Genomic DNA, 26858 nt, shown 5'->3' on the forward strand with positions numbered 1-26858 from the left:
TAAATAGCATAATGGCTCAGGTACATAATGTATAATATATATATCATTATAAATAATAGCTTCTAGACTATCCGAAAGAAGGATTAACGTGGAATTACTACAGCTGCACTATTTCAAAAAAGTTGCTGAATTAGAGCACATGACACATGCTGCAGAAGCATTGAATATCGCACAGCCCTCACTCAGCAAAGCAATCAGCCGGTTGGAGGAGGACTTAGGTGTAAAGCTTTTCGAACGTTATAACCGGCAAATCAAATTAAATGAAAACGGCAGGATGTTCCTCCGGCGCGTTGATGCTGTCCTTCATGAGCTGCAGGAAGCAAGGCGGGAACTGAATGAAACGAATCAGAAAGCTGATCATACAATTCGGCTTTCCGTTACTATCCCACGCGTTTTACCTGATTTGATCAGCGGATTCCTTAGGGAAGAGTCCCAAGTCCACTTCAAACAATACGTACAGTCTGTGCCTTTGATGACGGAAAAGCTGCGCAGCGGCGAGCTCGATTTCTGTATCTCCTCCGTTCCGATTCAAGCTGAGGATATCGAATGGCAGCCGCTCATGACAGAAGAAATACTGCTGATTGCTCCTCCCGGTCACTGGCTTGAAACAAAAAGTCATATCTCCCTTTATGAGCTGCGCAATGAAGCCTTCATCAGCATGAATGAAGGGTATGGTATTCGAAATTTGACCGATAAATATTGTCAGCTAGCCGGTTTTCAGCCACATATTGCCTTTGAGGGAGACGAACCTGGCGTCATTGGGGAGCTGGTAAACAAAGGGCTTGGGATAGCCTTCATTCCCTCTGTTTCATTAATCGGCAATAAAACATCCCACTTACCCGTCATACGTCTGCAGGATCCTATTTGTGAACGAACAATCGGCTTGGCTTGGTCCACTAGAAGATATCTCAGCCCAGTTGCAGAGAGATTTCAGGGTTTCTTATCTGACTACTTCGAGGCCCTGGAGAAAGAACTGCGAAAAACTGCTGCCCTTCTAAGCAGTGAACTATGATAAAGGTTATTGACAAATCATGCAGAATTTTAAAAGAAAGGAGGGAATTCAATGGAGAAACGTCAGGAAATACTGCTTGGCCAAATGAGAACGTATCGCATGGAATTGCTTCAATTAGCTAAAAGCTTCACCGAAGAAGAGGCAGACATTATTCCCCAAGGCTTCCGAAATAATGTCAGATGGAATTTAGGACATGTTTTTCTGGATCAATATTTATGGATTCAAGCATTAACCAAAGAAGAAGCCCCCATCCCTAATGACTTTAAAGAGTGGTTCAGCTACGGCACCACTCCTGCAGATTTTACAGACAATACCCCCACTTTCACTGATCTGATTTCCTTATTACAAACACAGCCAGATCAGATTTTCGAAAAGTACGCTGACCGTATGGATGAGGAGTACCAGGCTATCGATATGGGAATGGAAACTATCGAACAAGTACTTGTCAGGACAATATTTCACGAAGGAATGCACTTGCAAGCAATATTAGATATAAAGAAGGCTCTGAACAAAAAAAATAGGTGATTCAGTTTCCTATAATAAGGCGTGTGAGATGATGAAATACACCAAAGCCACTAACTATGCACTCCATACTATCGCTTATCTGGGATTACTGCCTTCGGGAAAGGCAATTGCGTGACCAAGATGGCTATTTGGAAAAAGTGACTTTCACAGACAGAACTGATATAGAACGCTCAGGGTGGTATTGTTACATCAGAATTGGCACAATCTCACTCCTTTATCTCCTCTCTCGGTTGTGCTACGGAGCAAAACGGCGGTATCCTGGTTGACGAGTTAGGAAGGATCTCCTTCGAAGGAGTAGCTTATCCTAGCAGTAGCATACGGAACCCGAGCAGCCATTGCATCAACAGTGATTTAACATGGACGTGTCCCAGTAATCTAAAAGCCCTCAAAAACGAGGGCTTTTCCTATATAACGAATTATTGATTGCTAACCTATTTTAGCTTCTGCTTCCGATTTAATTACTGACCTCTATCAAAAAGATTCTATCCTCAAAGCCACCGCGTTCTTCTTTCTTTTGCCGACGCGCGTATTCGATATCTTCTAATGATATACCCTTGGCATCAAGGAGAGCGTGCAGTACCTCCAGTAAATCAGCCGCCTCTTCAACAACTTCATTATGTTCTTCTGCTTTCGAAATTTCATTAGCTTCCTCTAACAGCTTAAGCTTCAATTCTTCTATATATCTATCTTGATCAAGGACTGCAGTTTTAGGTACTTTTCCTGCTTGCTGAATAATGGCTGGAATATGATCACGCACCAGCTTGTTGTAAGTTGGCATATATCTCTCCCCTTCCGTAAACTAGGACTTTCCTGCTCGAATGGCATAAGCATCCAGCAGTATTCTCGATATCACCTGAAGCGGAAGTCTGGATCTTACCTCATAATCCGGAAAATAAGATGTTTCGGACTTATAGCCTGTCAACGTCAATTCAGCTAGCGATGCGAGCGGACTGTTTTTATTACAAGTCAAAGCAATCATACTTGTATCATTTTCCTGACAGCTTTTTGCAGCATCCACTAGTTCTTCGGTATACCCGTTCAACGAAACAAAAATGACTAAATCCCCTTCTTCCAGTCTCTTACTTTTCGTCCGGATGATATTTGGATCATCATGCAGCTCCGCATATTTATTCAGCAGCTGCAGCTTCACTTCCATTTCCTTTGCAATCAGCTCCGAAAACCCTCGTGCAAATAATATAACGCGCTTGCTGTGGCGAATTTTCTGGACAGTGTCTTCTATTAAGCCGCTATTAAGCATCTCGATTGTACGCATCACCTCTTGTTCATTTTTTAAAATGGCATCTTTTATTTCTTCATCCACTTGCTCAATGATCGAAAAGTTCGGGTTCTGATCATTCTCATCCTTCAGCCGAATTTTAAAATCGGTAAACCCGTTATAGCCAAGTTTTTTCATAGTACGAACAATGGTAGCCGTGGAAACATTCGCATCTTCACTTAACCGCACGATAGATAACTTAGGAATTGTGTTGAGGTTTTCCCGTATATAGCGGATTAAATACAGCTCCGCTTCACTCATCTTCTCTGTATGCTGGCTGACCCGCGTCAGAAAGGTTCCACTCATGACGATTCCCCCGTGTAAACGTTTACTAATATTGTAGCGAAATCAGCTGATGTTGAAAACATTTACATAAAAATGCATGCCATAATGAAAATGTAAGAAAAACACAGATAGGCAGTGATGCGGATGATTTATACATGTACGATGAATCCAGCGATCGATCTTTTCTCTGAGTTTACCTCTTTTGATCCTTTCGTCGTAAACAGAAGCATATTTGAAGAGTATCAGCCGAACGGAAAAGCCATCAATATCTCATTTATGTTGAAGAAGTTAGGCATTTCCAATATGGCGACCGGATTCCTAGGTGGTTTTACCGGGGATTTCATTGAAAAAGAGCTTGAAGCTGCTGGAATTGAAACCGCATTCATAAATGTGGATGGTATCACTCGAATTAATACTTTCGTCCGTGCAGACAGCATGGAATACAAAGCAGTAAACAGGGGGCCTATCATTTCAAAACAGGCACAGGAGCAACTTCTTGAGCAGTTAACGAAACTGGAGAACGGTGATTGGCTATTCGTTTCAGGCAGTCTTCCGCGCGGCGTTGACGATCAGATTCATGTCGACATTGCCCGGATTGCCCAACAGCAAGGAGTGAGGCTGGTTCTCGATATCAGTTCTCCGGTACTTCTGGACTGTCTGGCATATGAACCTTATCTTATCAAACCAAACGATGAGGAAATAGCCAATTGGTTCAGTATCTCCGATCATACGAATCAGGCTGAACTGCAAAAAGCTGCGGAACAGCTGCTGGAACGAGGCGCTCAGCGTGTCCTCCTATCATGCGGTTCGCAGGGGGCACTATATTGTGACAGCACACGGGAGCTGGCTGTAAACGCTCCTTCCGGCAAGATAGTGAACACTGCCTGTGCTGGTGACACGATGCTCGCTGCTTTTGCCGGCAGATTAATGCTCGGAGATTCCGAAGAAGAAGCATTGGTTTATGCAACAGCTGCTGGCTCTTCTACAGCTTTCACATCAGGTTTATCTGATCTTAGTGATATCCCTTACTTAGCAGGGCAAATCCAATTAAAAAGAAAATGGGGTGTAAAGCATGACGTATAGAATTATTGCTGCAACCGGGTGTCCTACCGGTATTGCCCATACCTTTATGGCAAAAGAAGCCTTGGAAGAAGCTGCACGAAAACGCGGCATCTCCATAAAGGTAGAAACACATGGACAGGACGGTATACAAGATGCATTGACGCAGGCTGAAATCGATGCAGCTGATGGTGTAATCATCGCTGCCGACAAAGATGTAAATCGCGATCGTTTTATCGGTAAACGGATGGTGAACGTGGCTGTCAGCAAAGGAATCAAAGAGCCAGATAAACTGCTTGATAGCATCATCAATCAAACAGCGCCTATCTATAAAGATGGACAGCGTGCTGCTTCTGCTGGCAGTTCCGAACCGCAGCAAAAAGATTCTATTATTCGCAGTATCTACGTATCGCTCATGAACGGTGTCTCTCATATGCTGCCGATTGTTGTTGCTGGCGGTGTCATGATTGCCATCTCACTTATGTTCGGTATCCACTCTGCCGATCCTGAAAGCTCGCAGTACAACGAGTTCGCTTATTATATGAACACCATTGGCGGCATCGCCATGAACCTGATGGTACCAGTACTGTGTGCTTATATTGCAGAATCGATAGCCAAACGGCCTGGTCTCGTTATCGGTTTCATCGTCGGGATGATCGCTTTCACCAATGGCACTGGTTTCTTGGGCGGTATTATCGGCGGTTTCATGACCGGTTATATCATTCTCGGACTTGGATACCTGTTCAAAGCTCTTCCAAAACAGCTTGACGGCTTGAAATCAATTTTCTTATTCCCAGTCTTCGGTATTTTCATCGCAGGTTTTGCAATGTGGTTCATTTCAGCTCCAATGGGCTGGATCAACCAAGCAATGATGGATTTTCTAGCAAGCTTCCAAAATTCAAATCCAATTGTATTAGGACTTATTGTAGGAATCATGTGCGCATTCGATATGGGCGGTCCAGTCAATAAAGCAGCTTACGTAACAGGAACTGCCCTGCTGTCAGATGGAAACTACTTCTTTATGGCAGGTGTCTCTGCTGCATGTATCGTTCCGCCGATTGCTACTGGCTTTGCAACACTATTTGCCGGCAAAGCTTACAGCACAAGCGAGCGCAGTGCTGGTCTGGTAAACTTCTTGCTCGGCTCAACTCATATCACAGAAGGGGCCATTCCATTCGCAGCGAAAAAACCGCTAAAGGTCATTCCGTTTCTAATGATAGGTTCCTCTATCGCAGCTATATTGACTTACCTATTTAAAGTACAGGTGCCAGCTCCCCACGGCGGATTTATCGTTCTGCCAATCGTTACGCATCCTTTCCTTTGGATACTGGCCATTCTCGCTGGTGCAGTTGTAAGTGGATTCTTGATCGGTATGGATCAAAAGCGTACAGCTGCTAAAAACGCAGCGAAGGAAACACCAATTGCTGAAACAGCAGCTGTGACAGAAAAAACAGCTTTGCCAGTACAGGATGTCAGTCAGATTATGTCTCTCGACACAATCAAGGTGGATGTGAAAGCTGCAACACAAAAAGAAGTATTTCAGCAAATAGCTGCTACCGCTAAGCAGCACGGCATCATTACGGACCAAGCCGCTATAGTGGATGGCTTTCTCCAGCGAGAAAAAGAAAGTACAACCGGTATGGAACAAGGTATCGCAATCCCCCATACCGAGCGGAATGAAGTCCTGAAGCCAGCAATCATTATCTTCAAGCTAGCCGATGGAGTTGAATGGAAAGCATTAGATGAGCAGCCAATTCAAATTGTCATCGCCATGCTTATACCAACTGGAACTGCCTCTAACCATCTGTATTACTTGTCAGAGGTTTCTAAAATGCTCGTACATCAGGAAACGATCGATCAGCTGCATCATGCAATCGACCCAAAAGATATTCTTGCCCTGTTTTCTACTAAACTATCTGCTTAAGGGAGCTGCTAACATGCTAAATTTAACACCCGCTAAACGAGAAGCACTTGAAAGACTATCAGACGAAAATGGTATCATCGGAGCCCTCGCTATTGATCAGCGAGGCTCCTTGAAAAAGATGCTGCAGCAGGAGAGCACAACAGATCAGGGAGACGATACAATCGTATCTTTTAAAGAACTGATTTCCGAGGAACTCACACCATACGCCACTTCTATCCTGCTGGACCCTGAATATGGCTTGCCAGCAGCACAGAAACGCGACAAAAATGCCGGCCTGCTTCTCGCTTACGAAAAAACAGGATACGACGCGACACAGCCTGGGCGCATGCCGGATATTCTCGATGACTGGTCTGTTCAGCGAATCAAGGCTCAGGGCGCAGATGCGGTAAAATTCCTTTTGTACTATGATGTGGATGAGGATCTTAGCATTAATGAGAAGAAGCATATCTTCGTAGAACGTCTCGGATCTGAATGTCAAGCAGAGGATATTCTTTTCTTCCTGGAGCTTGTCTCCTATGACGCACACAATGATGATGTAAAGGGACCAGAATACGCCAAAGTTAAGCCTCATAAAGTGAATGATATGATGATAGAGTTCTCGAAACCACAATATAAAGTGGATGTGCTGAAAGTTGAAGTACCGGTAAACATGGCCTATGTGGAAGGATACTCGGAAGAAACACCTGTGTACTCACGCGAAGAAGCACAGCGCTATTTCAAAGAGCAAAGTGAAGCAACTGATTTGCCTTTCATCTTCTTGAGTGCAGGCGTCAGTGCCTCCCTCTTCCAAGAGACATTACGTTTTGCAAAAGAAGCAGGTTCCAGCTTCAATGGTGTCTTATGCGGCCGGGCAACCTGGAAGGATAGTGTAGCCATCTTTGGTCGTGACGGAGAAGCTGCTGGGAAACAATGGCTGCAGCAAGAAGGCAGAACTAATGTAGAAGAGTTAAATGAAGTGCTGAAACAAACAGCGACATCTTGGAAACAAGCTGAAATACTAGCATAAAAAAGGAGCATATGGGCCACCCCATATGCTCCTCTTGCTTATTGATTTAATACAAACAGTTGAAACACCTTTATCGCATCCCCAAACACATCTTCATCAATATCAAACTTCGGATGGTGGTGCGGATATTGGCTCTTCTCTCCTTGCATACCGACCTTGACGAATACCCCCGGGATTTCCTGCAAGTAGTAGGAGAAGTCTTCTGAACCCATGACTGGCTCCAGTTCTTCATAGCGTTCTGCACTGAATGTTTTTTGCAGCAGCTCTTCTGCAAAGGCTGCTTCTTTTTCGTCATTGATCAGCGGTGGTGTACCGATGATGAAATCAACTTCCGCTGTAGCTCCAAAAGATTCACAAATCCCTTTTGTCAGCTTGCTAATCTGTTCTTGGATCGTCTGTACTGCTTCTGCAGAGAAGGAGCGCATCGTCCCGATGATTTTAGCTGAGTCCGGAATGACGTTATATGTGTTGCCGGCTTCGATTTTCCCCACAGAGATGACACTTGCATCCATCGGGTTGAGCTTACGGCTGACAATACTTTGCAATGCTTGGATGACATGTGTAGAGATATAAACCGGATCCACTGTCAAATGCGGTGTTGATGCATGACCGCCTGAGCCTTGGATCTTGATTTCGAAGTCATCAACAGATGCCATCATAGCTCCAGGACGAGTACCAAATTGACCCTTTTCCAATTCCGCATCAACATGAATGCCGTAGATGCTGTCAACGCCTTTCAATACACCTTCTTTGATCAGCTTATCCGCACCGCTCGGAGATGCCTCTTCAGAGGATTGGAAGATGAGCACGATATTCGGCTCCACTTCCTCTTTATGCAGTGTGATCCACTCTGCTACAGCAAGCAGGATAGCTGTATGGCCATCATGTCCGCACGTATGAGCTACCCCATGATGCTTGGAGATGTAGGGTTTATCCCCTTCTTCTACCATTGGCAGTGCATCCATATCCGCTCGAAGCGCGATTGTCTTCTCCCCTTTTGTGCCTTTCACAAACCCGACGACACTCGGCGGCTGGAAATCCAGGACCTCAATCCCTAGTTTTTCCAGTCTGTTACGTACGTATCTGCCTGTTTCGTACTCTTCCCCTGATAATTCCGGGTATTGGTGAATATGCCGGCGATCCTGAATCGCCTGCTCTACTAATCTCTCTAATTCCATAATCTATTACTCCTTCTATTAAAACGGTCCGTATTGAATCATTTGGGCTATGATCAGCGCGATAATGGCAATGCCGATTTGGATAAGGAAGAATGGCAGGAACCACTTCACCCATTTCCCATAACCGATGCCTGCGATTGCAAGCAGAGCGATAATATTGCCAGTCGGCAAGATAGTGTTGGAGATACCGTCTCCAAACTGATAGGCTAATACAGCTGTCTGCCTTGTTACACCTATCATATCAGACAATGGCGCCATAAGCGGCATCGTCAAAGCTGCTTGTCCGCTTCCGGAAGGGACGAAGAAATTGATGCCCATCTGCAGGAATAGCATACCAACTGCAGAAAGTGCAGCAGGAATCATTCCAAGTGCGTTGGAAGCATGATACAGCAGTGTGTCCATCATACCTGATGTGTTGAAGATGACAAGAATTGCCTGCGCAAATCCGATGATCAATGCGCCGCCTAGCAGGTCCTTCGCTCCAAGGATGAAGTTATCAGCAATACCAGAGAAAGAAATCCCTCCGAGGATACCCATCACCACACCGAACAGCAGGAATAACCCAGCGATCTCTGTAATGTACCAGCCGTATTTCAATACACCGATAATCAATACGACGTAATTAATCAAGAATGCTGATAGAACAAGCTTGTGACGAGTAGTCATTTTCTGCGTCTTGTTAAGAGCGGAAGTATCAGCTTTTCTGCCGAACTTTCCGTATTCACCAAGCTCTGGGTTCCTTTTCACTTTACTTGCATGGCGCATCACATAGAAGACAGCCGCAAGATATAGGATAACGAAAAGTACAATCCGGAAACCGATTCCGGAGAAAGTTGGCAGTTCAGAAATGCCTTGCGCAATTCCGACTGTGAACGGGTTCATGACTGCTGCTGTAAAACCGACACCTGCGCCCAGTACAACAATGGCAAATCCGGTCAATGCATCGAATCCAAGTGCTATAGCCATTGGGGCCAAAATAGCCACATACACGATAGTTTCATCTGACATTCCCATTAATGCTCCAGCTGCTGCAAAAAACAGCATCAATACAGGGATAAGCAGCTTCTCTTTGTTCGCCATCTTTCTGGACAGCATATAAATAAAAGCATCAAGCGCTCCAGTGGCAGTGAAAATCCCAAATGCTCCTCCAACAATCAGGACGAAGAAGATAATATTAGCTCCATTCACCATACCAGTGTGAATGCTATTGAATATGCCGAGAAGACCGACATTTTCTCCATCGATGTAATGGAATGTTTCTGGGAGGATAACACTGCGGCCATCCTGATCCACCCGGTCATACGACCCGCCTGGAATAATATATGTTAATATTGCTGCCACGATGATGAATGCGAAAATCATCACGTAGACATTGAATTGTTTTGGTTTCTTTTTGCTAGCAGCTTGCTGCTGCGAATCTTGTAAGCTGTTCATCTGGCTGTACTCCTTCAAGGATGATCCTTCGTTGTATATTGTTTAATAAATATACAACGATTCATATAAAAATACAACCGTATATTAATAAAATTTATAGATTGATTATGCAAAGACATAAAAAAGCTAGAATCCTAAGATTCTAGCTCTCCTTTTAGCTGCGAAAGAAGTCAACTAACGGTTTGAAGTCTTTGCGCAGATCTACTTCATTAGGTTCTGCCTTCATCAGCTTCTCTACCATCTTTTCCAACAACTCCACGTCTTTGGAATCTGTATACTCAACAAAGTTGATAGAGTCAAGCCAGTCACGGTAGGAGTGCTTCGCCTTGCCGTAGCTGTTTCCGAAGACAAGACAAGGTGTTTTCGTGATGATGGAGAATACCATCGCATGCAAGCGGTCAGTAATGATCAATTTTTTAGAGCTGATCAGATCAAGCATCTCGATAAAATGCTTTTCTCTGTCTGCATAATCAATGTTAGGTACGATGTTTTCATCAAGAACTGTATCTGTACGATCAACAGACCCAAATTTCTTTGTCCATTCCATTAGCTCGGAAACAAAGTCTTCTTCCATCACCTTTTCTTTATCAGCTCTCAGGAAGAACATAACCCCTTCCCGCTCCTGCTCACGAGGTATAACATCGAGTGACATTACCATATCAGGTGTATACATTACTTCTGACTCGAATGTATTCCTTACAACATCCAAGGTTTGCGATTCTCTGGCAGCAATGACCAGGTTTTTGTTCTGATGATATGCTTCCTGGGTTTTCTTTTTCTCCTGTTCCCCATGCTCATTGTCCTCAAAGAACACTGACTGCGGCATAGAGATGGATTTATAATCCTTGAAAGCAGCGAATACCTTGCGGCGATCTTCTTCAATATCCAGATACAGACTGCCAAGGTTTCCGCCGCCTGTGAACATGACGATATCATCTTCATGGATGATACCTTTAACAAACTCAATTCCCTCATCTGTCGCATAATCCATTATTTCAATGTACTCGTAATAAGGGAATCGGCTTTGGATGAATTTCTCGATGCTATAGGCAATTGCCTGGTCTCCGATATTTGTATAGCTCGGAGAACCGAATAGGAATACCTTACGTTTATCATTAGTAAAGGCTTCCGGCGAAACATTCGGCCCGATGCCTTTTGCAATATTAGTCGTATCAATTGGTTGTATAGTCATATGAAATGCCTCCTAAGCAATGCTTCTTTTATCCGTACTCTTCCATACCCGGAATCAAAAGAATTTATGCCTGAACAGCATCTCAATTTTTACCATTTACTATTCATCCGTCTCTAAATCCAGCTGTTTATTCCAACGATACTGGTAAACATACTCCAGCACACCACCCGGCTCAGAAATCTTATATAGTTTACCAGCGGCCAGCACATAAGTCGCATCACCCTCTTTGAATGTATCAACTGGACTTATACCCGGCTCTTCTTGATAATCGACCGGTACCTTCCAGCGAATAGCAGACTCATCCGTCGAGACTCTCGCCACAGTTACCTGTTCTTGATTACGTTTTTCCTTGTATATAAGCAGCATACTAGCATCTTTAGCTGATCCAAGAATCGGCTGAGCTTCCAGCAAATCCGGGTACAGCTCCTGAACAATCTGCTGTGCTCGTTCCATCTCTCCATTTTCTTCGTCACCAAAGAATCCTTTCTGTACTTCCTTCTCATAAGCAGGGTCCTCTGTGAGTTTTCCATCAGCCACACGATAGTATTTTCCATCCAGCGCATACAAGTACAATCCACCCGTATCGTCTATATAATAATCTGCCTGCTCATAGCTTAGATTATTGGCAAGCTCAGGATATTTCTGCGTCCATTCATTTTCATCTAGCCGGATATCACCAGATACTGCATCAAGGAAGTAAAACTCTTCATTTTTCATATCCACGACAAGGATACCTTCCTCTGTCTGTCCGAGCACACATTCCTGCCAAATTGCTTTCCGGCTCCATTCCTTCTCTCCAGTCTTCAGATTCACAGCTATGATTTGGAATCGAGATACACTGAGAGATATGCCGTTTTCACTTCCATTTGGTATTCTCATTCGAATCTTATTGATGGCCAGATCACCAGCTACGATTGTTGGTGAATCAAGGCTCATTATTACCGAACGGCCAGCTGCATGGAAAGCAGTCATCACAAAGGAACCAACGATAAATTCCCCGACAAGCAGCAGTACAATCATACCGATAACTTTCTTAAGAGAAGACGGTCTTTTCATACTTCGTATAAGGAAAAGCACACATAATACGACAAACACACCGACAAGAATCCACAGCGTCATATCATGCCAAAACCAGCTGGTAAACGTCCAATCAAGGAAGAAATCCCTATCCAAAAGCCAGAGTAGCAACGTTCCAATTAGTGCTAATACAAGCAGGGTGCGCACGAGTTTCCGAAACGTTCTTTTCTTCTGGTTGATTCTGTCAACTACCCACTTGGCAATATGGATTAAAATCCAAAGATAGATCAGTGCCAACACAACGTTATGTATAGAATCATCATTAAAAAGCCAATTACGCAGTAGATCTGCCATGTGTTTTTCTCCCCCTCATCAGCTGTTATCTGTATAAATGAAGTAGCCGACCTTTGTTGGATGATCCTTCACAAACTGGCTTGCTTCATACTTCCTCAGACTGCGAAATATAAGCCAGTCGCCTATACCTCCAGCTGTCAGGATCACTGAAACAGTTAAAAGTACTCCATTTCCGATGATATACGAAATGAATAATGGGAGCAGCCCTGTCACAACGACAGGTAAAAGCAAAGACATACGGTATGCACTCACTTTTATAGGTTCCATGCAGTGTGCATAGGCAGCGCCGTCTCTCCAGGAAAAGCCGTATTTAACTTGGTGGGACTTTACTTTCCCAAATACAATAAAGCCGATACCATGCAGGAGCTCGTGCAGCACTATACCAATTAACGTAAGTAAGAAAGCGCCAGCAATCATAGGTAAGCTTATATAAAATTCAAATCCATGGATCATAAAATATATAAAACTCGCTGTAAGCATCAATCCAAACGTCAAGTATGCAGCTTGTTTTTGCAATTTCTTCATACTGAATAATACTTCTCGTTTTTGCATGTTAAACACCTCCCCCTGCTCTTACGTATCGTCACCAAATTCGTTTCATTAAATTGAGGCAATCAGTTTGGCATCACCGCTGACTGGCAAGGCTGAATGGTAGAAAGGAGTGTATTCATGCCTGAACTTATTTACGATAATTTGATTGTTCTCGTTCGAATCATTACCATTATTCCTCTCATGCTAGCTGTTACCTTGTTCATGGGTAAACGAGCAATTGGTGAAATGCCGGTCTTCGACTTTCTCATCATCGTCATCTTAGGAGCACTCGTGGGTGCTGATATTGCCGACCCAGAAATTGAGCATTTGCCTACAGCCGTTGCTATAATCGCCATTGGCTTATTTCAAAAAGCAATCGTGAACTGGAAAATATCTAATCATAAAATCGGCAAGCTGCTGACACTTGGTCCTACAATCGTCATTCAAGACGGCATTTTACTTCATGAGAATATGCAGAAAATCCAATATTCCATAGACAATATATTGTTTATGCTGCGCCAGAAAGATGTTTTCGATATACGTGACGTAGAAACAGCAATAGTCGAACCAAACGGCACGTTAAGTGTCTTAAAAAAACCAAGTAAACTGCCTATAACTAGGGAAGACCTTCAACTCCGGCAGCACACATCAGCGATTGCCTTTCCTGTCATTTCCGAAGGATACATACACCGCGATACTTTGACGCACTTCCATTTGGATGAAGAATGGCTGAGAAAACAATTAGCTGAACAAAACATCATTGGTTTGAATCAGGTCTTCTTTGCATCTATTTCACCCTCAAAGCGTCTTCATATCAGTTTGAAGAACCCGAAGATGCACACTCCTCCAGTCAACCATTAAAAAGAGCACTACCCTGTCAAGGTAGTGCTCACTGCTTGTTATGCTTCTGCCACTTTTAATTTTGAATCCTTATTTTGTTTTGCATTTTTCTTTTCCTTCATTGTCAAACCGGTAATTCCGTAGAACAGCGTGAATATCGGTGTGATAAAAGCAAGGAAGCAAAATGGCAGATACGTTACTGTTGCAATCCCAAGTGCCCCAGCAGTATAAATACCGCCGCCGGTCCAAGGAACAAGCGGTGCTCCCTGCGTACCTGTATCCTCCAGGATACGGGATAGATTCTCTGGCTCTAAATTCAATCGATCAAAGATAGGTCGCATCAGCGTCCCGCCCATGACCGTGGAGAAGTATACTGAACCGCCAACCGCAAGCATCACATAACTGACGATGACCGTAACCACAGTCAGTACTCCTGTATGCTTAATCTTCATCGCAAACGAAGCAATCAATGCTTCAAGTACACCAGCATCAGCCAGCATGCCTCCTACTCCGAGCGCAAAGAGGAACAGCGCAATAAGCTCAAGCATACTCGTCAAACCACCTTGATGCAGAAGTTCATCAACGACAGTAATACCGGAATCTACAGTATAACCGCCATAGAAGGTAGCCAATGTATCTGCAAAGCTGAATCCTTGGTAAAAGATCGCAATAACCCCCCCAGCTGCAGCTCCTGCAAATATTGCAGGAATAGCTGGTTTCTTCATTGCCAGTAAAACTATAAGGACAACAATCGGAATCAGAGGAACAATCCCGAGATTAAAATTATCAGCTAAGTAAGATGTCAGTTGATTTACATCACTAGAATTAGTCCCACTGCCCTGGTAGCGCATGCCGATAAAGGTGAAGATACCCGCAGTAATAATATAAGACGGTACAGTTGTCCAAAGCATATGCTTAATGTGCCGGAAGATGTTTCCACCTGTCACAGCCGGCGCCAGGTTTGTCGTATCAGATAATGGAGACATCTTATCACCGAAGAATGCCCCGCTCACTATCGCCCCGCCGATTAAACCAACCGGAATACCAAGTGCCGTACCAACACCCATCATTGCCACACCAGCTGTACCAACCGTTCCCCAGCTAGTACCTGTTGCGACGGATACAAGAGAACAAAACAACAACGTTGTCACTAAGAAGAATTCAGGTGTGATTGCCTGCACACCATAATAGACTAAAGTAGGCACAGTTCCGGATGCAATCCATGCACCGATTAAAATGCCGACGGTCAGCAAGATGATTCCTGGCATCAATGCCTTACTCATAGATTTGACCATGGACTTCTCTATCTGCTGATAGTTGAATCCCAGCCCCATCATATAAGGAATGATGACTAGCATGCTGATAAACATCAGTATTTGAATCGGTGCATCAAATGCCAGAATTCCCACGGATACTACTGCCACGATGGACAAGAGCATCATTAATGCGTACATAAAAGATGGTTTCTTAATAGTTTTCTTATTATCGGTTTCCAACTAACCACTCCTTCGACCTGAGGTCGTTCATTTTCGCTGAACAAAAGCACAACTTTATTTTCCTACCCGTTCAGCTATTTTACAAAACTCACTTTTATAATGCTACAGCATATCCACATCGAGTGAAAATAGCGTTAGAAGCTGTTAAACAGTGTAGACTTGGATCAGTCAGGCAGAACCGCATATATATTGCGTGTTCTTACATATGCTCCAATATGATGCTGTATCTTCCGTTTAATATGCCTTGCCACTCGAAGGCATAAAAAAAGACCTGCAGTTCTGCAGGTCTTCTACTTATATCGAACAGTTATCGTCTGTGCACACACCAGCATTATCAGATCCGAAATCTTTGAACTTCGGCTGTTCGTTCTCTTCTTTCCAAACCTGATTCAACGCACCGATGAATGTTTCCATAGGCTGTGCACCAGAGATTGTGTACTTATTATTGAAGATAAAGAAAGGCACACCCGTGATGCCGTATTGCTGCGCCAAGCGTTCATCTGCTCTTACCTCGTCTAAGTGAAGAGATTCATTGTCCAAAATCTCCGCTACTTCTTTGCGATCCAATCCAGAAGCTTCTGCAACATCCAGCAGCGTTTCTTTTTCACTAAGGTTTTTCGATTCCGTGAAATATGCATACAGCAGTTTTTCGGTAATCGCCTTTTCTTTGCCTTTTGTTTCGGCAAACTTAGCCAAGCGATGTGCATGCAATGTATTCGTCGGCTTCATTTCCTCAAAGTTGAATGTAAGCCCAACTTCAGCTGCGTGCTGTCCGATTTGCAGGTTGTTTACCTTCGCCTGCTCGATTGTCATGCCGTACTTCTCCGCAAGTGCTTCGTGGATGCTTTTTCCATTGTACACTCCAGCATTCGGATCCAGTTCAAAGCTCTTAAACTCTATTTCTACACTGTCTTTGTGCTCGAATTTCTCCAGCGCAAGTTCCAGTCTTCGTTTCCCTATATAACAGAAAGGACAGACAAAATCTGACCATACTTCAATTTTCATTGTGACACCCCTTTTCACATTAAGATGATTTTAGCACAGACTGGACAATCCACAAAAATAGATGCCTGAAATTAACCTTTACGTAATTGGTGAATCTGGGTATGATACAGAAAAACAACATTGAGGGGAACGCTGATGCATCATCATAGACTAGTACGGCGGCCGTTAGCCTTTATCATCGTTTATGTAATTATCTATTATGGTTGGATTCTCCATTTCCAGGAAAGTGAGATCGTTTTAACTTGGGGAGGTAACTTGCTAAGTATATTTGCCTGCCTCATAGCAGCTTTTTGGCTGGTACAAGCGGCTAGGCGAAAGAGTAAGACGACTGATCGTCTCTTTTGGTTATGCATGGCAGCAGGTATGTTGAATGGCTTCCTCGCCGAACTTATATGGCTGTTCAAGGAGAATCTGATGCATCAGGAAGTGCCATTTCCAGGACCGCCAGATGTATGCTATTTGCTGCAATATCTTCTCTATCTGATTGCTTTCTTTTATAAGATTTGGGCAGACAGAAGAAAAAATCAGCGCTTTTCTTTTCTATTTGATGTTCTAATTATCATGACTGTTGCATCCACCTTCAGCTGGCACTTTATCATTGATCCAATGGTACGTGCAGGAGATGTATCTACATTTTCACTAGGTGTATCCTTGGCCTATCCAGTCGGAGATCTCGCTTTATTATTCGGTGCTTTCTCGCTTTATTATACAAAGAATTTGCTGACCAGCCCTGTTGTGCGACTGATTTTCTTCGGTTTACAGATCCAGATCATTACGGACTCCATTTATCTTTATCTTGTATCTATTGATAGTTACTATTCCGGCAGTTGGCTTGATCCGTTATTTATGCTTGCCAATCTACTCATAGGTTATGCTGGCTGGATGACACAGAAGGATGCATCTTATAACGAAGGTGAATCTATCCCAGGGCGTATAAGCATCTGGAAGCTTGCCTATCCATACTTGAGTGTAGTTCTGTTATTTGCTTTCTTGATTGCTCACTCCTCTCGGCTAAATGCTGTAAGCCTTGGTGCGGGTATGGCTATCACTCTTGTTATAGCAAGACAGTGGTCTATCATTATAGAAAATCAGAAACTTCTGCAGGAGATCTCATCTAAAGCAGATGCGCTGGAAATGAGTGAACAAAAATACAAATCATTATTTGAACATCATCCTGATTCCGTTTTCTCGCTTGATCTTAATGGACGAATTCAAGGCACCAACAAAGCAGGCATGGAGTTACTAGGCTATAGGCAGGAGGAGTTGATCGGTTTAGCTAGTGCCTCATTTGCTGATAGTAAAGATCAGCCGATCGTCAACAACAAGATTGCTCAGATGAAGAATGGTAAACCTCTCGCCTATGAATTCACTCTGCGCAATAAACTTGGTAAATTTCACTACATCAGTATGACGAATATCCCTATTATGATAAAGGATAAGCTGGTTGGAATATTCGGCATCGGTAAAGATATTACAGTTGAGAAGCAAAACGAAGAAAAGATCCACTTCCTTGCCTATCATGATCCGCTGACAGGCTTAGCTAATCGCGCACTTTTTGAGGAATCTTCTAAAAAAGCTATTTCCAAAAACAAATCACAGTTTGCTATTTTGTTCATTGATCTAGATAATTTCAAGAAAATTAATGATACATTGGGTCATGATATAGGAGATAAACTGCTGCAGTCTGTCGCACAAAGACTAAAAGCTTGTATTAGGAGGTCTGATATTGCAGCTCGTAATGGCGGGGATGAATTTACAATACTACTAAACCCGCTCACGAGTCAGGAGGAAACTCACAAACTGGCAAAAGATATTCTGCTCTCGCTCCGAGAGGTTCATCTTATCGATGGATACGAAATACAATGTCTTCCAAGTATAGGAATCTCGCTTTATCCTGACAATGGACGAACATGGACAGAACTTATGAAGCGCGCAGATCAAGCAATGTATATAGTAAAAACAAATGGAAAAGGTAATATGTGCTTCTATAACAATTAACTTAACCTGTGTCTCATTGAGACACAGGTTATTTATCTTTTTGAATAAACGCATAAGGACAGCCATTATCCGCATAAAGTATAGCGTTTCTACTTATAAAGGAGCGATCAGCATGAACCAGCCTCAGCAAACGACCTACGTGAGCAGCGTGGACCCGTATGTGTATCAAACGTTACAAGGAGTCAGAAACAAACAAATTGTAGTTGAAACCGTGCGCGGATCCGTCACAGGAAAACTGACAACAGTGCGTCCTGATCATATTGTCGTCGAGTCGGGAGGGTCGTCTTTTTTTATCCGTACTGCTCAAATTGTCTGGGTCATACCAAGAGGATAAGGAGGAAAGCAGATGATCAAACGTGAAAATAGACTTGCCATCGACTTGCCTATCCCTGAGCATGGGGATCCCAATGCTGCAGCCGCTGTCCAGGAATTGCTCGGCGGGAAGTTCGGCGAAATGTCGACCTTGAATAACTATATGTATCAATCCTTCAACTTTCGCAACAAGAAAAAACTGAAGCCCTTCTATGACTTAGTTGCAAGTATCACTGCTGAGGAATTCGGACATGTGGAGCTCGTTGCCAATACAATCAATCTCTTATCCCGCGGCAATACATTCTATACCGGAGATCCTGATGTTACGCCTCTCAGAACCGGTAAAGACAGCCGTAATACATATCACTTTATCGCTACGGCACAAACAGCATTGGCAGGGGACTCGATGGGCAGACCTTGGACAGGAGACAATGTCTTCTCCAGCGGTAATCTCGTACTGGATCTCCTGCACAACTTCTTCCTGGAATGCGGAGCACGGACACACAAGATGCGTGTATATGAAATGACAGAACACGAAACGGCGCGGGAAATGATTGGTTACTTGCTCGTGCGCGGTGGCACGCATGTTTTGGCATATGCGAAAGCATTGGAAATAGCCACAGGCGTAGACGTTTCGAAACTAGTGCCTATTCCGGATCTCTCCAACACGAAGTTTGACCATGCCCGTAAGTTCGAGCAGCAAGGACTAGGAAATATCCTATTCACCTGGAATGACATTGGCGAATATGCGGACATCCGCAAAATTTGGAAAGGAAAAAACCCAGAAAACGGCAGTCAGCTTGTCGTGAAGCAGGGCGCGCCGCGGGGCGGTCCGATTCCGGACTTGGAAGAGCTGCCGGAGGAATTCGCTCCTGGCATCGATCGGGATGACTACGAACGGATAGCGAAGCGTTTAATGGAGAATTTATAAGAGGCTGCCGGTAAACGGCAGCCCTTTTTAAACTTCATGTATCCAAATACGCATCTCACCTGCTTGTCGATTACACCAAGCATAGTAGGGAATAGCACGTAATTTCACAGGTTCCAGGGAAGGCGAATCAGTCTGATAAAGCACGTCTGAGTCTGCTGCTTTCAACCCCTCTGTCTCTAACACCACCACTCCGTTTAACACTTCTTCTTCAAAAGCTGCCGTGATTTCGCTCTTTCGTGGAAGCCTTAATCCAGCAAGACTCTTACCGTTATCCACTTCCTCCAGACAGTAGACGACCGGCCCGCGCTGCAAGGCAACCTGACCTTGATTCATTCCGATTTTCGGATTGCTGTATACACGCATCACCGGCTGAGGTAGTAACAGCTCAATCTGATCACCCTTCTCCCACATTCGTTCTAATACAAGATAGCCGTTTACCAGATCGTCAGCTGCAACAGCCTCCCCATTCACGGATGCTTTCGCGTTTTCACACCAGCCTGGAATCCGAAATGCCAGCTTGAATTGCCCTTTATCTTCTACTATTACGCTAATACGAGCATCCCATGGATACTGATGTTTTTGTGTGAGCTTAATAGGCAGTTCTCCAATCTTGGTTTCCACACTTCCAGCCATATAAAGATGTGTGTATAAGGTATCCTTGGTCTGCGTGTATGCATAATCCTCAATGGACGCAATCAGTCGAGCAAGATTTGGCGGACAGCATGCACAGGCAAACCACTTCTGCCGCACCTGTTTCACATGCTCTTGATCCTTGCGTCCAGCTCGATACGCATTCACTTCCAGCGGATTCACATAAAAAAATCGTTTACCATCCAAGTCCATCCCGCTAATCGTCCCATTATAGATTGCCCTTTCCAGCACGTCTGCATATTTCCTGTCTGGGGAGAGCAAGAGCATCTGCTTAGCCCAGAATACAAGTCCGACGGATGCACATGTTTCACAGTACATGCTGTCATTCGGCAAATCGTACGCATCAGTAAAGGCTTCCCCATTAACAGCTGAGCCGAGGCCACCTGTTATATACATTTTTCGCTTTGTCACATCATTCCATAACATATCACACACCGCTTGCAGCTCCGCATCATTTGTTTTCCGTGCAAGATAAGCCATTGCTGCATATAAATACATCGCTCTTACAGAATGTCCGACCGCTTCCTCCTGCTGCCGCACAGGAAGATGCGCTTGCATATAGGCATAGCCGAGGCCAAAATTTGTATTCTGATCATTCCACGTCGGCGGGGCACCTAAGGAATGACGCCGCTCCTTTTCCATATCAAAATAATGCGGCTCCTGCCCGCGCTGCTCAATGAAATATGCCGCAAGCTCCAGATGCTCTCGATTCCCTGTAGCATCGAATAATCGAAGCAATGCCAGCTCGATTTCCGGATGTCCTGGGTAACCCTGCAGCTTTCCGTCTTCTATTCCGAACGTCCTCCGAATCAACTCTGCATAGTTCTCCATAATCTCAATAAACGCACGCTTGCCAGTCGTTTCATAGTAAGCAACCGCAGCTTCGATCAAGTGACCTGCACAATACAGTTCATGGTTATCCCGCAAATTCGTCCATCTGTTATCAGGCTCCACCAGCATATAATAAGTGTTCAAGTATCCGTCGTCTGCTTGCGCTCTTCCTATTAACGATATGACTTCATCTGCCGCTTCTTCCAATTCCGGGTTTGGGAAGCTTCGCAAGCTATAAGCAACTGTCTCCAGCCATTTCGCCACGTCACTATCCTGAAAGACAGTTCCATAATACTCACCCGCTGCTTCCCCAGCTACGATGCGGAAATTTTCGATAGCATGGCTCGGAGCGGTATCAGGAAGCTGATCGTTCAATGCTTTCCATTGATATGGGATAACCTGTTCAGCTACAAGCTGCTTATAATTCGTCCAAAAGGCATCCTCTACAATTACTTTTTGGTTCTTATTCACACAAAAAATTTCCATATCACACACTCCCCCTGCATACTGAAGTTAAGCGTTTTCAAAATACAGATTAGCATCTACAATAGAAGTGATATAGAACCAGATTCAACTTGGATTTACACTATTTCACCCAAAAGGCGGCGACACGGAAATGGAGAAATCCTATCTATCATTTTCAGCTCCACCACTGCCATATTTCGTGGAAGGAAACAGCACGACCTTTCACAAAGGACAGCAGCATCCTGCGAGAAGAAAATTAGGATTATTCGATATCATCCTCGTCCGAAAGGGCACTTTATGTATCGGTGAAGAAGCATCGCAATGGGACATCTCTGCCGGCGATGCATTAATTCTTGAGCCGAACAAATATCATTATCCAACCGCTCGCTGCGCATCAGATACGACATTTTATTGGCTGCATATGCAAAGCACATCCCGCTGGACGGAGCAGCCTGCTTGTGACTCTATCTTACCGGCTCAGACTATATCGTCGCTGCATTACCATACAGAGCATGCAACGATACATCTTCCAAAATATCAGCAAATACCTCACCGGAATGCGCTGTTCAACACGGTAGAACGCCTGCTGCAATCCACCACCCAGCCGAGTTCTTTTGCTTTTTGGGAGACACAGCAATTGTTCATGCAAGTGCTGCAGCATTTATCTTATAATCCAATGCCACAGCACACCTCATTGCGATTAGCGGAACAAGTTGAAATGTATCTAAAACAGCATTACAACCAACACATCACGAATGCCACCCTGGCACAGCACTTCCATGTGCATGAAAACTACTTGGCCAGATGTATGAAACAAGCTTTTTCTTGCACACCGCTTGCATACTTAGCAGCTTACCGGTTACACCAAGCACGCCTGCTTCTTATAACAACAGACTGGTCTTTGCAGCATATTGCTGGAGAAGTCGGTTTTACAAGACAAGGCTATTTCTCGAAAAGCTTCAAAGCGAAATACGGCTCATCACCAAGCCAATATAGACAGGACATGAGTAAAGCCTAATCACAGTCATGACTGAAACCTGCATCATGCAGGTACCATTCTTTTGGAGGCAGATGCAATCAAGATAATACCTCCCAATAGCATTCCAATACCCACCCACGATATTAGATTCAGTTCCTCGCCAACTAAGACAACACCTAAGATAGCAGCCGTAAACGGTTCAGCCAAGGAAAGTGACACAGCTGAGGATGCAGGCACTTGCTGCAGACCTTTTGAGAACAAAAAATAGGCTGCTGCTGTTGCAATAATTCCCAGATGAAGACTCACAGCTATGCCGCTTGGCTGCAAAATCCAATGCATATCAAACAGGAAAAGGAACGGCATAAGAAAAACTCCGCCGATTCCAAAAATAACGGCCGCTGTCTCAAGCGGCTCTTTGCCTTTCACGATCTGCCCGCTTACCAATGTATAGCCAGCAAATGACAAACCAGCTCCCAGTGCAAACAAGATACCCCTCGGCTTTATCAATACGCTATCTCCAGTCAGGAACAGAAGCACACATCCCATAATCGATAACAATGTCGCTGCCCACCATATAGAGCTCGGCCGTCTTCCGAAAAATATTGCTTCCAGCATTCCAGACAGGATCGGCGCACTCCCGATAGCGATGACGGTACCTACCGCTACACCAGTCTGATTGACTGCCGAAAAGAACAGTGGTTGATAGCACGCCATGCTAAGCGCTGCGAGAAGTGTCAGCCCGATTGGCCAGCCTTTTACATTTAATTTTCCGAGCAGTAAGGCAGCCAGAAGCAGAAACAGACCTCCAACCGCAAGCCTTGCAGCTCCAATTGCAATTGGATGGGCTGCAGCTGGAGCAAATGCCTGAGCCGTACCAGTCGTCCCCCAGAGTATCGCTGCAAACAGTACGAATAATGGTGCTATTTTCACGGCCATCTCACCTCTCCTTTTACGTCCTTTTGTCCATCATGCCAGAAGCTCTAGCATTCTGTAATGAATGAAAGGAGATTATCCGACATAAAACTTTCAATCTTTTCTCATGCTTGCCAGCACTTAGGTGATGCATTATCTTTTGCTCGAGCGCAAATACAGCACGATACCTTCTGCTATCAATAAGTTCACTGCTATCGATCCGTAGACCCCGATGGTATAACTCAGCGTATAGTCCATCCCTGTCTGAAACAGAACAGAAGAAATCAAATGAATGAACATATTTGTAAAACAGAAAAGATAACTGCGAATCATCCAGTTCAGGTGCTTGTCCAGTCTGCCTTTCCTGGCATGGACAATGGCCACTACAATCATGATCGGCCAAAACAAATTCACCAAATTAAACGGTACACTGACAAGTTTTCCTCCAGTTGCATAAGGAGCCAGGTAACCTGATGTCAGCGATACAAGCATCACTGAAACAGCGTACACATAACCATTGATACGATGGAATTTCCGTTTATGCCAAGCCAGTTGCCTCGAGAAATTCATCGCTCCACTCAGGGTCGCCAGACAAGCGACGAACACATGCACATACATGACATCCAGCCAGAGGGGCAGATGAAACGAAGCACGCAAATCTATTTTCTGTTCAAGGAAAAAGGCAGCTCGATGATCGAGGAGATAGTTATCTGCCAATGTATAAATGACATAAATGCTAATGAACAGAAGCAGCACTTTATATAAGATTCGGAAAGACATGAAGCCACTCCTTTTTTATTGTATGCATATGGATTAATGCTAATTGTTTGAGCTTCTATCCGTTAAAAAGGAATACAGCTTACCCATTATACTTAAAACATGATAATATGGTCTCCCAATCATAATACGGAGGATACACATGAAGAAGTATGTAGTTATTGGGCTCATTCTGCTAATTGCAGCAGGAGGACTCATTTACAGCCAGTTAAAAACGAATGCTCAACCAAACGAAAAGATGGTCTTCGGTTATACCACTTCGGAGGAATCATCTTTTCATTCTTTGAAAGAATACCATGAATATCTTACTGCCATCGCAATGGATACATATTCTTTTGATACCGATGGCAAACTCTCTGGTGAAGCACCAGAAAACCAGCTTGAATATGCAAAGCAGCATGATATCGATACATATGCTGTGATCTCAAATTTCGGTAAAGCAGATTTCGATCCGGACTTGGCACATGCTGTTATGAGTGACAAAGACGCAAAAAGCAGTTTCATTGATCAGTTGGTACAGCTTGCCGTAGAAGATGATTTTACCGGCGTTAATATCGATTTTGAAGCTGTCTATCCTGAGGACCGGGATCTCTACTCTGACCTCATTAAGGATGTGGCTGAAGAACTCAAAGAGCATGACATACAAACGATGGTGTCTGTGCCAGCAAAAGATATCGATGATCCGGCAGATGATTGGAGCTGGCCATATAACTATGAAAAAATCGGAGCATATGCTGATTATGTACAAGTAATGACCTATGATGAGCATGGCTCTTGGAGTCAGCCAGGCTCTGTAGCCAGCTTGGATTGGATGAATAAAATGCTGGCTTTTGCTACAGAAACGATCAACCCTAATAAGGTTATTATGGGAGTGCCAGCATATGGCTACGATTGGAATCTATCTAACCCAGAGGAGAATACGTTGATTGAATGGGATAGCATCCATTCAAAGATAGCTGATTATGATATAGAACCTATATACGAGGAAGGAACTGCGTCTACGTATTTCAATTTTGCTGAGGAATATCAGGAGCATATGGTCTGGTTTGAGGATGAACGGTCATTGCAGAAAAAAACCTCTCTCACCAGCACATACAGCATTGCAGGTGTATCTGTGTATGCACTGGGACATGAGTCAGAATCTTTCTGGAAGGCTATTGGGTCAGGAATAAAATAAAACAGCAATCAAGGTTTACGCCTTGATTGCTGTTTTTCAATTACTCAATTACTTCGCTTTCTTAACTAGCTTCACAGCATCCTTCGAAACATAGAACTTACCGCCGCTCTGGACAGTTACACTATCCAGTTCATGTTCACGATCATTTACGATAGCGATATTCTTGTTCACGGGGAATTCTGCTTTTTTGCTTCCATTTTCTATTACCAATACCGGGTTCGCTGCATCAGAAGAATCAACACTCACTTCGCCCCATTTACCAAACGCTTCTTCTGCTTCTATGAACATGTCACTGCTCAGCTTATCCAGCTTGAAGCCCATGGCGTCAGCTACTGAATGTGCTATATCCGTGTTCTCAATCATACCGGAAGGTTTGCCAGGTCCATAAGAATAAAGGAACAGGTCCTCACCTGTATGACCGCCAGTAGTGAAACCAAGGTTAGCACGTTGTGCCAGAAGGTCTACCAATGTGCCTCCCAAGTCATCAGACTCTTCAATAGCAGCAGCTTCTTCTGCAGTTGGGTTCGTAATACCATAAAGCTCCGCTACTTCCAAACGGTTAGATTCATCCTCATTCAACTGAGACATAGCTCCTTCAAGCGTCATTGTTGCTTCCTTCAATGGCTCTACATAAGCAGATACAGGTGTAGAAGAATACGCGCCGTCCGTATTTTCATTTCCGATAGATATTCCGCTGTTACCATGGTCAGAAACAGCGATGACCATCGTGTTTTTGTCTTTCTTGGCGAAATCCAATGCTTCTTTCACGGCGTCATCAAATGACAGCGTATCGCTGATCATACCGACAGGGTCATTTGCATGTGCTGCCCAGTCCGGCTTGCTGCCTTCTACCATTAGGAAGAACCCATCTTTATCCTTAGACAAAGTTTGAATACCTTTCTTCGTCATTTCAGCTAATGTCGGTTCTTCAGGCTGCGTTGCTTCCCGATCCATATCGTAAGCTAGAGCAGCTGGAGCAAAGGAGCCCCAGAGTTTTTTTGATTTGGAATCTAGCAAGTCATCCCGCGTCTCAACAAAATCGTATCCTTTATCATCTATTACCCCTAGCAAATCCTCACCATCATCACGGTTGCCGTTTTCCAGGGATTCCTTTCCGCCGCCAAGGACAACGTCGATATTTTGATAGACCTGCTGCTCAGCGATGTTATCGTATTGTGAACGATGTTCTGCATGAGAAGAAAAAGCAGCTGGTGTTGCATGCTGAATTTCGGATGTAGAAATAATACCAGTAGCCTTCCCATTCAGCTTCGCACCTTCCAGCACGTTCGTTACAGGCCGATACGCATCACTCGCAAGATCTTCGTCCACTCCCGGAGAAGCAATCTTCTCTGGCAGGATACCGACAAACTTGTCATTTGTTTTATTACCAGTAGCCATTGCCGTACCGGCAGGTGCAGAATCCGTCACAGCAGACTCAGCAGAATATGTACGCACACCACCAGATGCCATTTGATCCATCGCCAAATCATCACCCTTGTACCATCTTGATAGCGTTGTTGTTGTAGAGCTCACTCCATCCTTAACGAGTACAATGACATTCTTCACCTTCGGATCCTTTTTCGCTTCTACCTCTTCCTGCTCCAAGTTCGTCAAACCGATTGAACTGACGGCTAGCGTCCCCGCTAACGTCACACCTAGTAATTTTTTGCTTAGCTTCATCTCTCATTCCT

Annotated in this window: 24 protein-coding genes; 11 read left to right on the forward strand and 13 right to left on the reverse strand. The window is 44.2% G+C overall.

Going from position 1 to position 26858, the window contains the following annotated elements; all coding sequences use genetic code 11:
• Positions 1-88: 88 nt before the first annotated feature.
• The gene (locus tag CHH91_RS02010) at positions 89-1012 is read left to right on the forward strand and encodes a LysR substrate-binding domain-containing protein (protein ID WP_095221464.1); all 924 of its coding nucleotides are present in this window, start codon (positions 89-91) and stop codon (positions 1010-1012) included.
• A 51-nt stretch (positions 1013-1063) separates the two neighbouring features.
• Entirely contained in the window at positions 1064-1537 is a 474-nt protein-coding gene (locus tag CHH91_RS02015) for a DinB family protein (RefSeq protein ID WP_095221466.1), read from the forward strand.
• Between the two features lie 454 nt (positions 1538-1991).
• Here the strand turns inward: CHH91_RS02015 and CHH91_RS02020 are convergent, their stop codons facing one another.
• Together CHH91_RS02020 and CHH91_RS02025 are read right to left on the reverse strand one after the other, a co-directional pair.
• Complete coding sequence (locus tag CHH91_RS02020) at positions 1992-2315, reverse strand: nucleoside triphosphate pyrophosphohydrolase (RefSeq protein ID WP_095221468.1); 324 nt, start codon at positions 2313-2315, stop codon at positions 1992-1994.
• A gap of 21 nt (positions 2316-2336) precedes the next feature.
• Positions 2337-3119, reverse strand: a complete 783-nt coding sequence (locus CHH91_RS02025) for a MurR/RpiR family transcriptional regulator (protein WP_095221470.1) — start codon at positions 3117-3119, stop codon at positions 2337-2339.
• A gap of 123 nt (positions 3120-3242) precedes the next feature.
• On the opposite strand from CHH91_RS02025, the gene pfkB reads away from it, so the two are divergent.
• From pfkB to lacD, 3 genes are read left to right on the forward strand one after another with little or no spacing between them, the layout of a single operon-like run.
• Positions 3243-4181, forward strand: a complete 939-nt coding sequence (pfkB, locus tag CHH91_RS02030; RefSeq protein ID WP_095221472.1) for a 1-phosphofructokinase — start codon at positions 3243-3245, stop codon at positions 4179-4181.
• Positions 4171-6081 carry a fructose-specific PTS transporter subunit EIIC gene (locus CHH91_RS02035; RefSeq protein WP_095221474.1) on the forward strand — a complete coding sequence of 637 codons (1911 nt, stop codon included), beginning with the start codon at positions 4171-4173 and terminating at the stop codon, positions 6079-6081. Before pfkB ends, CHH91_RS02035 begins: the two co-directional genes overlap by 11 nt.
• A gap of 13 nt (positions 6082-6094) precedes the next feature.
• Positions 6095-7087: a tagatose-bisphosphate aldolase gene (gene lacD, locus CHH91_RS02040; RefSeq protein ID WP_095221476.1), complete on the forward strand. Its 993-nt coding sequence runs from the start codon at positions 6095-6097 to the stop codon at positions 7085-7087.
• A gap of 38 nt (positions 7088-7125) precedes the next feature.
• Here lacD and CHH91_RS02045 read toward each other — a convergent pair whose 3' ends face one another.
• The 5 genes from CHH91_RS02045 to CHH91_RS02065 form a co-directional block, all read right to left on the reverse strand.
• Entirely contained in the window at positions 7126-8265 is a 1140-nt protein-coding gene (locus CHH91_RS02045; protein WP_095221478.1) for a M20 metallopeptidase family protein, read from the reverse strand.
• An 18-nt stretch (positions 8266-8283) separates the two neighbouring features.
• Positions 8284-9699 carry a YfcC family protein gene (locus tag CHH91_RS02050; RefSeq protein WP_095221480.1) on the reverse strand — a complete coding sequence of 472 codons (1416 nt, stop codon included), beginning with the start codon at positions 9697-9699 and terminating at the stop codon, positions 8284-8286.
• A 154-nt stretch (positions 9700-9853) separates the two neighbouring features.
• Positions 9854-10891: a polysaccharide pyruvyl transferase family protein gene (locus CHH91_RS02055; RefSeq protein ID WP_095221482.1), complete on the reverse strand. Its 1038-nt coding sequence runs from the start codon at positions 10889-10891 to the stop codon at positions 9854-9856.
• Between the two features lie 99 nt (positions 10892-10990).
• Complete coding sequence (locus CHH91_RS02060; RefSeq protein WP_095221484.1) at positions 10991-12262, reverse strand: PA2928 family protein; 1272 nt, start codon at positions 12260-12262, stop codon at positions 10991-10993.
• Positions 12263-12280: 18 nt separating this feature from the next.
• Complete coding sequence (locus CHH91_RS02065; RefSeq protein ID WP_095221486.1) at positions 12281-12814, reverse strand: DUF3267 domain-containing protein; 534 nt, start codon at positions 12812-12814, stop codon at positions 12281-12283.
• Positions 12815-12931: 117 nt separating this feature from the next.
• On the opposite strand from CHH91_RS02065, the gene CHH91_RS02070 reads away from it, so the two are divergent.
• Positions 12932-13654: a DUF421 domain-containing protein gene (locus tag CHH91_RS02070; RefSeq protein ID WP_095221488.1), complete on the forward strand. Its 723-nt coding sequence runs from the start codon at positions 12932-12934 to the stop codon at positions 13652-13654.
• 38 nt (positions 13655-13692) lie between these two features.
• On the opposite strand, the gene nhaC is transcribed toward CHH91_RS02070, so the two are convergent.
• Together nhaC and CHH91_RS02080 are read right to left on the reverse strand one after the other, a co-directional pair.
• Positions 13693-15129 carry a Na+/H+ antiporter NhaC gene (gene nhaC / locus CHH91_RS02075; RefSeq protein WP_286160663.1) on the reverse strand — a complete coding sequence of 479 codons (1437 nt, stop codon included), beginning with the start codon at positions 15127-15129 and terminating at the stop codon, positions 13693-13695.
• Between the two features lie 294 nt (positions 15130-15423).
• Entirely contained in the window at positions 15424-16134 is a 711-nt protein-coding gene (locus CHH91_RS02080) for a DsbA family oxidoreductase (RefSeq protein ID WP_095221490.1), read from the reverse strand.
• Positions 16135-16269: 135 nt separating this feature from the next.
• Here CHH91_RS02080 and CHH91_RS02085 point away from each other — a divergent pair, with 135 nt between their 5' ends.
• The 3 genes from CHH91_RS02085 (at position 16270) to CHH91_RS02095 (ending at position 19375) form a co-directional block, all read left to right on the forward strand.
• A complete protein-coding gene (locus CHH91_RS02085) occupies positions 16270-18132 on the forward strand; it encodes a DUF4084 domain-containing protein (protein WP_095221492.1) in 1863 nt (620 codons plus the stop codon).
• 112 nt (positions 18133-18244) lie between these two features.
• On the forward strand, positions 18245-18466 hold the full coding sequence (locus tag CHH91_RS02090) for a YuzF family protein (protein ID WP_095221494.1): 222 nt from the start codon (positions 18245-18247) through the stop codon (positions 18464-18466).
• 12 nt (positions 18467-18478) lie between these two features.
• The gene (locus CHH91_RS02095; protein WP_095221495.1) at positions 18479-19375 is read left to right on the forward strand and encodes a manganese catalase family protein; all 897 of its coding nucleotides are present in this window, start codon (positions 18479-18481) and stop codon (positions 19373-19375) included.
• A gap of 27 nt (positions 19376-19402) precedes the next feature.
• Here the strand turns inward: CHH91_RS02095 and CHH91_RS02100 are convergent, their stop codons facing one another.
• A complete protein-coding gene (locus CHH91_RS02100) occupies positions 19403-21343 on the reverse strand; it encodes a glycoside hydrolase family 127 protein (protein ID WP_095221497.1) in 1941 nt (646 codons plus the stop codon).
• 130 nt (positions 21344-21473) lie between these two features.
• On the opposite strand from CHH91_RS02100, the gene CHH91_RS02105 reads away from it, so the two are divergent.
• Positions 21474-22340 carry an AraC family transcriptional regulator gene (locus CHH91_RS02105; protein ID WP_095221498.1) on the forward strand — a complete coding sequence of 289 codons (867 nt, stop codon included), beginning with the start codon at positions 21474-21476 and terminating at the stop codon, positions 22338-22340.
• Between the two features lie 24 nt (positions 22341-22364).
• Here the strand turns inward: CHH91_RS02105 and CHH91_RS02110 are convergent, their stop codons facing one another.
• On the reverse strand, positions 22365-23237 hold the full coding sequence (locus tag CHH91_RS02110) for an EamA family transporter (protein ID WP_095221500.1): 873 nt from the start codon (positions 23235-23237) through the stop codon (positions 22365-22367).
• Positions 23238-23366: 129 nt separating this feature from the next.
• Positions 23367-23993 (reverse strand): DUF2306 domain-containing protein, encoded by a 627-nt coding sequence (locus tag CHH91_RS02115; RefSeq protein WP_286160664.1) that lies wholly within the window; start codon positions 23991-23993, stop codon positions 23367-23369.
• A 139-nt stretch (positions 23994-24132) separates the two neighbouring features.
• On the opposite strand from CHH91_RS02115, the gene CHH91_RS02120 reads away from it, so the two are divergent.
• Positions 24133-25167 (forward strand): glycosyl hydrolase family 18 protein, encoded by a 1035-nt coding sequence (locus CHH91_RS02120; RefSeq protein ID WP_095221502.1) that lies wholly within the window; start codon positions 24133-24135, stop codon positions 25165-25167.
• Between the two features lie 48 nt (positions 25168-25215).
• Here CHH91_RS02120 and CHH91_RS02125 read toward each other — a convergent pair whose 3' ends face one another.
• Entirely contained in the window at positions 25216-26847 is a 1632-nt protein-coding gene (locus CHH91_RS02125; RefSeq protein ID WP_095221504.1) for an alkaline phosphatase, read from the reverse strand.
• Positions 26848-26858: the final 11 nt, after the last annotated feature.

Source organism: Virgibacillus sp. 7505, assembly GCF_002272135.1.
Classification (GTDB): domain Bacteria; phylum Bacillota; class Bacilli; order Bacillales; family Amphibacillaceae; genus Terribacillus.

What these genes read in the sequence shown, in the direction of transcription:
- CHH91_RS02060 (WP_095221484.1), bottom strand. Translation starts at nt 12,262, where the DNA reads ATGGCAGATCTACTGCGTAATTGGCTTTTTAATGATGATTCTATACAT.
- CHH91_RS02025 (WP_095221470.1), bottom strand. Translation starts at nt 3,119, where the DNA reads ATGAGTGGAACCTTTCTGACGCGGGTCAGCCAGCATACAGAGAAGATG.
- CHH91_RS02045 (WP_095221478.1), bottom strand. Translation starts at nt 8,265, where the DNA reads ATGGAATTAGAGAGATTAGTAGAGCAGGCGATTCAGGATCGCCGGCAT.
- CHH91_RS02100 (WP_095221497.1), bottom strand. Translation starts at nt 21,343, where the DNA reads ATGGAAATTTTTTGTGTGAATAAGAACCAAAAAGTAATTGTAGAGGAT.
- CHH91_RS02050 (WP_095221480.1), bottom strand. Translation starts at nt 9,699, where the DNA reads ATGAACAGCTTACAAGATTCGCAGCAGCAAGCTGCTAGCAAAAAGAAA.
- CHH91_RS02035 (WP_095221474.1), top strand. Translation starts at nt 4,171, where the DNA reads ATGACGTATAGAATTATTGCTGCAACCGGGTGTCCTACCGGTATTGCC.
- CHH91_RS02065 (WP_095221486.1), bottom strand. Translation starts at nt 12,814, where the DNA reads ATGCAAAAACGAGAAGTATTATTCAGTATGAAGAAATTGCAAAAACAA.
- CHH91_RS02055 (WP_095221482.1), bottom strand. Translation starts at nt 10,891, where the DNA reads ATGACTATACAACCAATTGATACGACTAATATTGCAAAAGGCATCGGG.
- CHH91_RS02110 (WP_095221500.1), bottom strand. Translation starts at nt 23,237, where the DNA reads ATGGCCGTGAAAATAGCACCATTATTCGTACTGTTTGCAGCGATACTC.
- CHH91_RS02095 (WP_095221495.1), top strand. Translation starts at nt 18,479, where the DNA reads ATGATCAAACGTGAAAATAGACTTGCCATCGACTTGCCTATCCCTGAG.
- pfkB (WP_095221472.1), top strand. Translation starts at nt 3,243, where the DNA reads ATGATTTATACATGTACGATGAATCCAGCGATCGATCTTTTCTCTGAG.
- CHH91_RS02015 (WP_095221466.1), top strand. Translation starts at nt 1,064, where the DNA reads ATGGAGAAACGTCAGGAAATACTGCTTGGCCAAATGAGAACGTATCGC.
- CHH91_RS02105 (WP_095221498.1), top strand. Translation starts at nt 21,474, where the DNA reads ATGGAGAAATCCTATCTATCATTTTCAGCTCCACCACTGCCATATTTC.
- CHH91_RS02125 (WP_095221504.1), bottom strand. Translation starts at nt 26,847, where the DNA reads ATGAAGCTAAGCAAAAAATTACTAGGTGTGACGTTAGCGGGGACGCTA.
- lacD (WP_095221476.1), top strand. Translation starts at nt 6,095, where the DNA reads ATGCTAAATTTAACACCCGCTAAACGAGAAGCACTTGAAAGACTATCA.
- CHH91_RS02070 (WP_095221488.1), top strand. Translation starts at nt 12,932, where the DNA reads ATGCCTGAACTTATTTACGATAATTTGATTGTTCTCGTTCGAATCATT.
- CHH91_RS02120 (WP_095221502.1), top strand. Translation starts at nt 24,133, where the DNA reads ATGAAGAAGTATGTAGTTATTGGGCTCATTCTGCTAATTGCAGCAGGA.
- CHH91_RS02020 (WP_095221468.1), bottom strand. Translation starts at nt 2,315, where the DNA reads ATGCCAACTTACAACAAGCTGGTGCGTGATCATATTCCAGCCATTATT.
- CHH91_RS02080 (WP_095221490.1), bottom strand. Translation starts at nt 16,134, where the DNA reads ATGAAAATTGAAGTATGGTCAGATTTTGTCTGTCCTTTCTGTTATATA.
- CHH91_RS02090 (WP_095221494.1), top strand. Translation starts at nt 18,245, where the DNA reads ATGAACCAGCCTCAGCAAACGACCTACGTGAGCAGCGTGGACCCGTAT.
- CHH91_RS02115 (WP_286160664.1), bottom strand. Translation starts at nt 23,993, where the DNA reads ATGTCTTTCCGAATCTTATATAAAGTGCTGCTTCTGTTCATTAGCATT.
- CHH91_RS02085 (WP_095221492.1), top strand. Translation starts at nt 16,270, where the DNA reads ATGCATCATCATAGACTAGTACGGCGGCCGTTAGCCTTTATCATCGTT.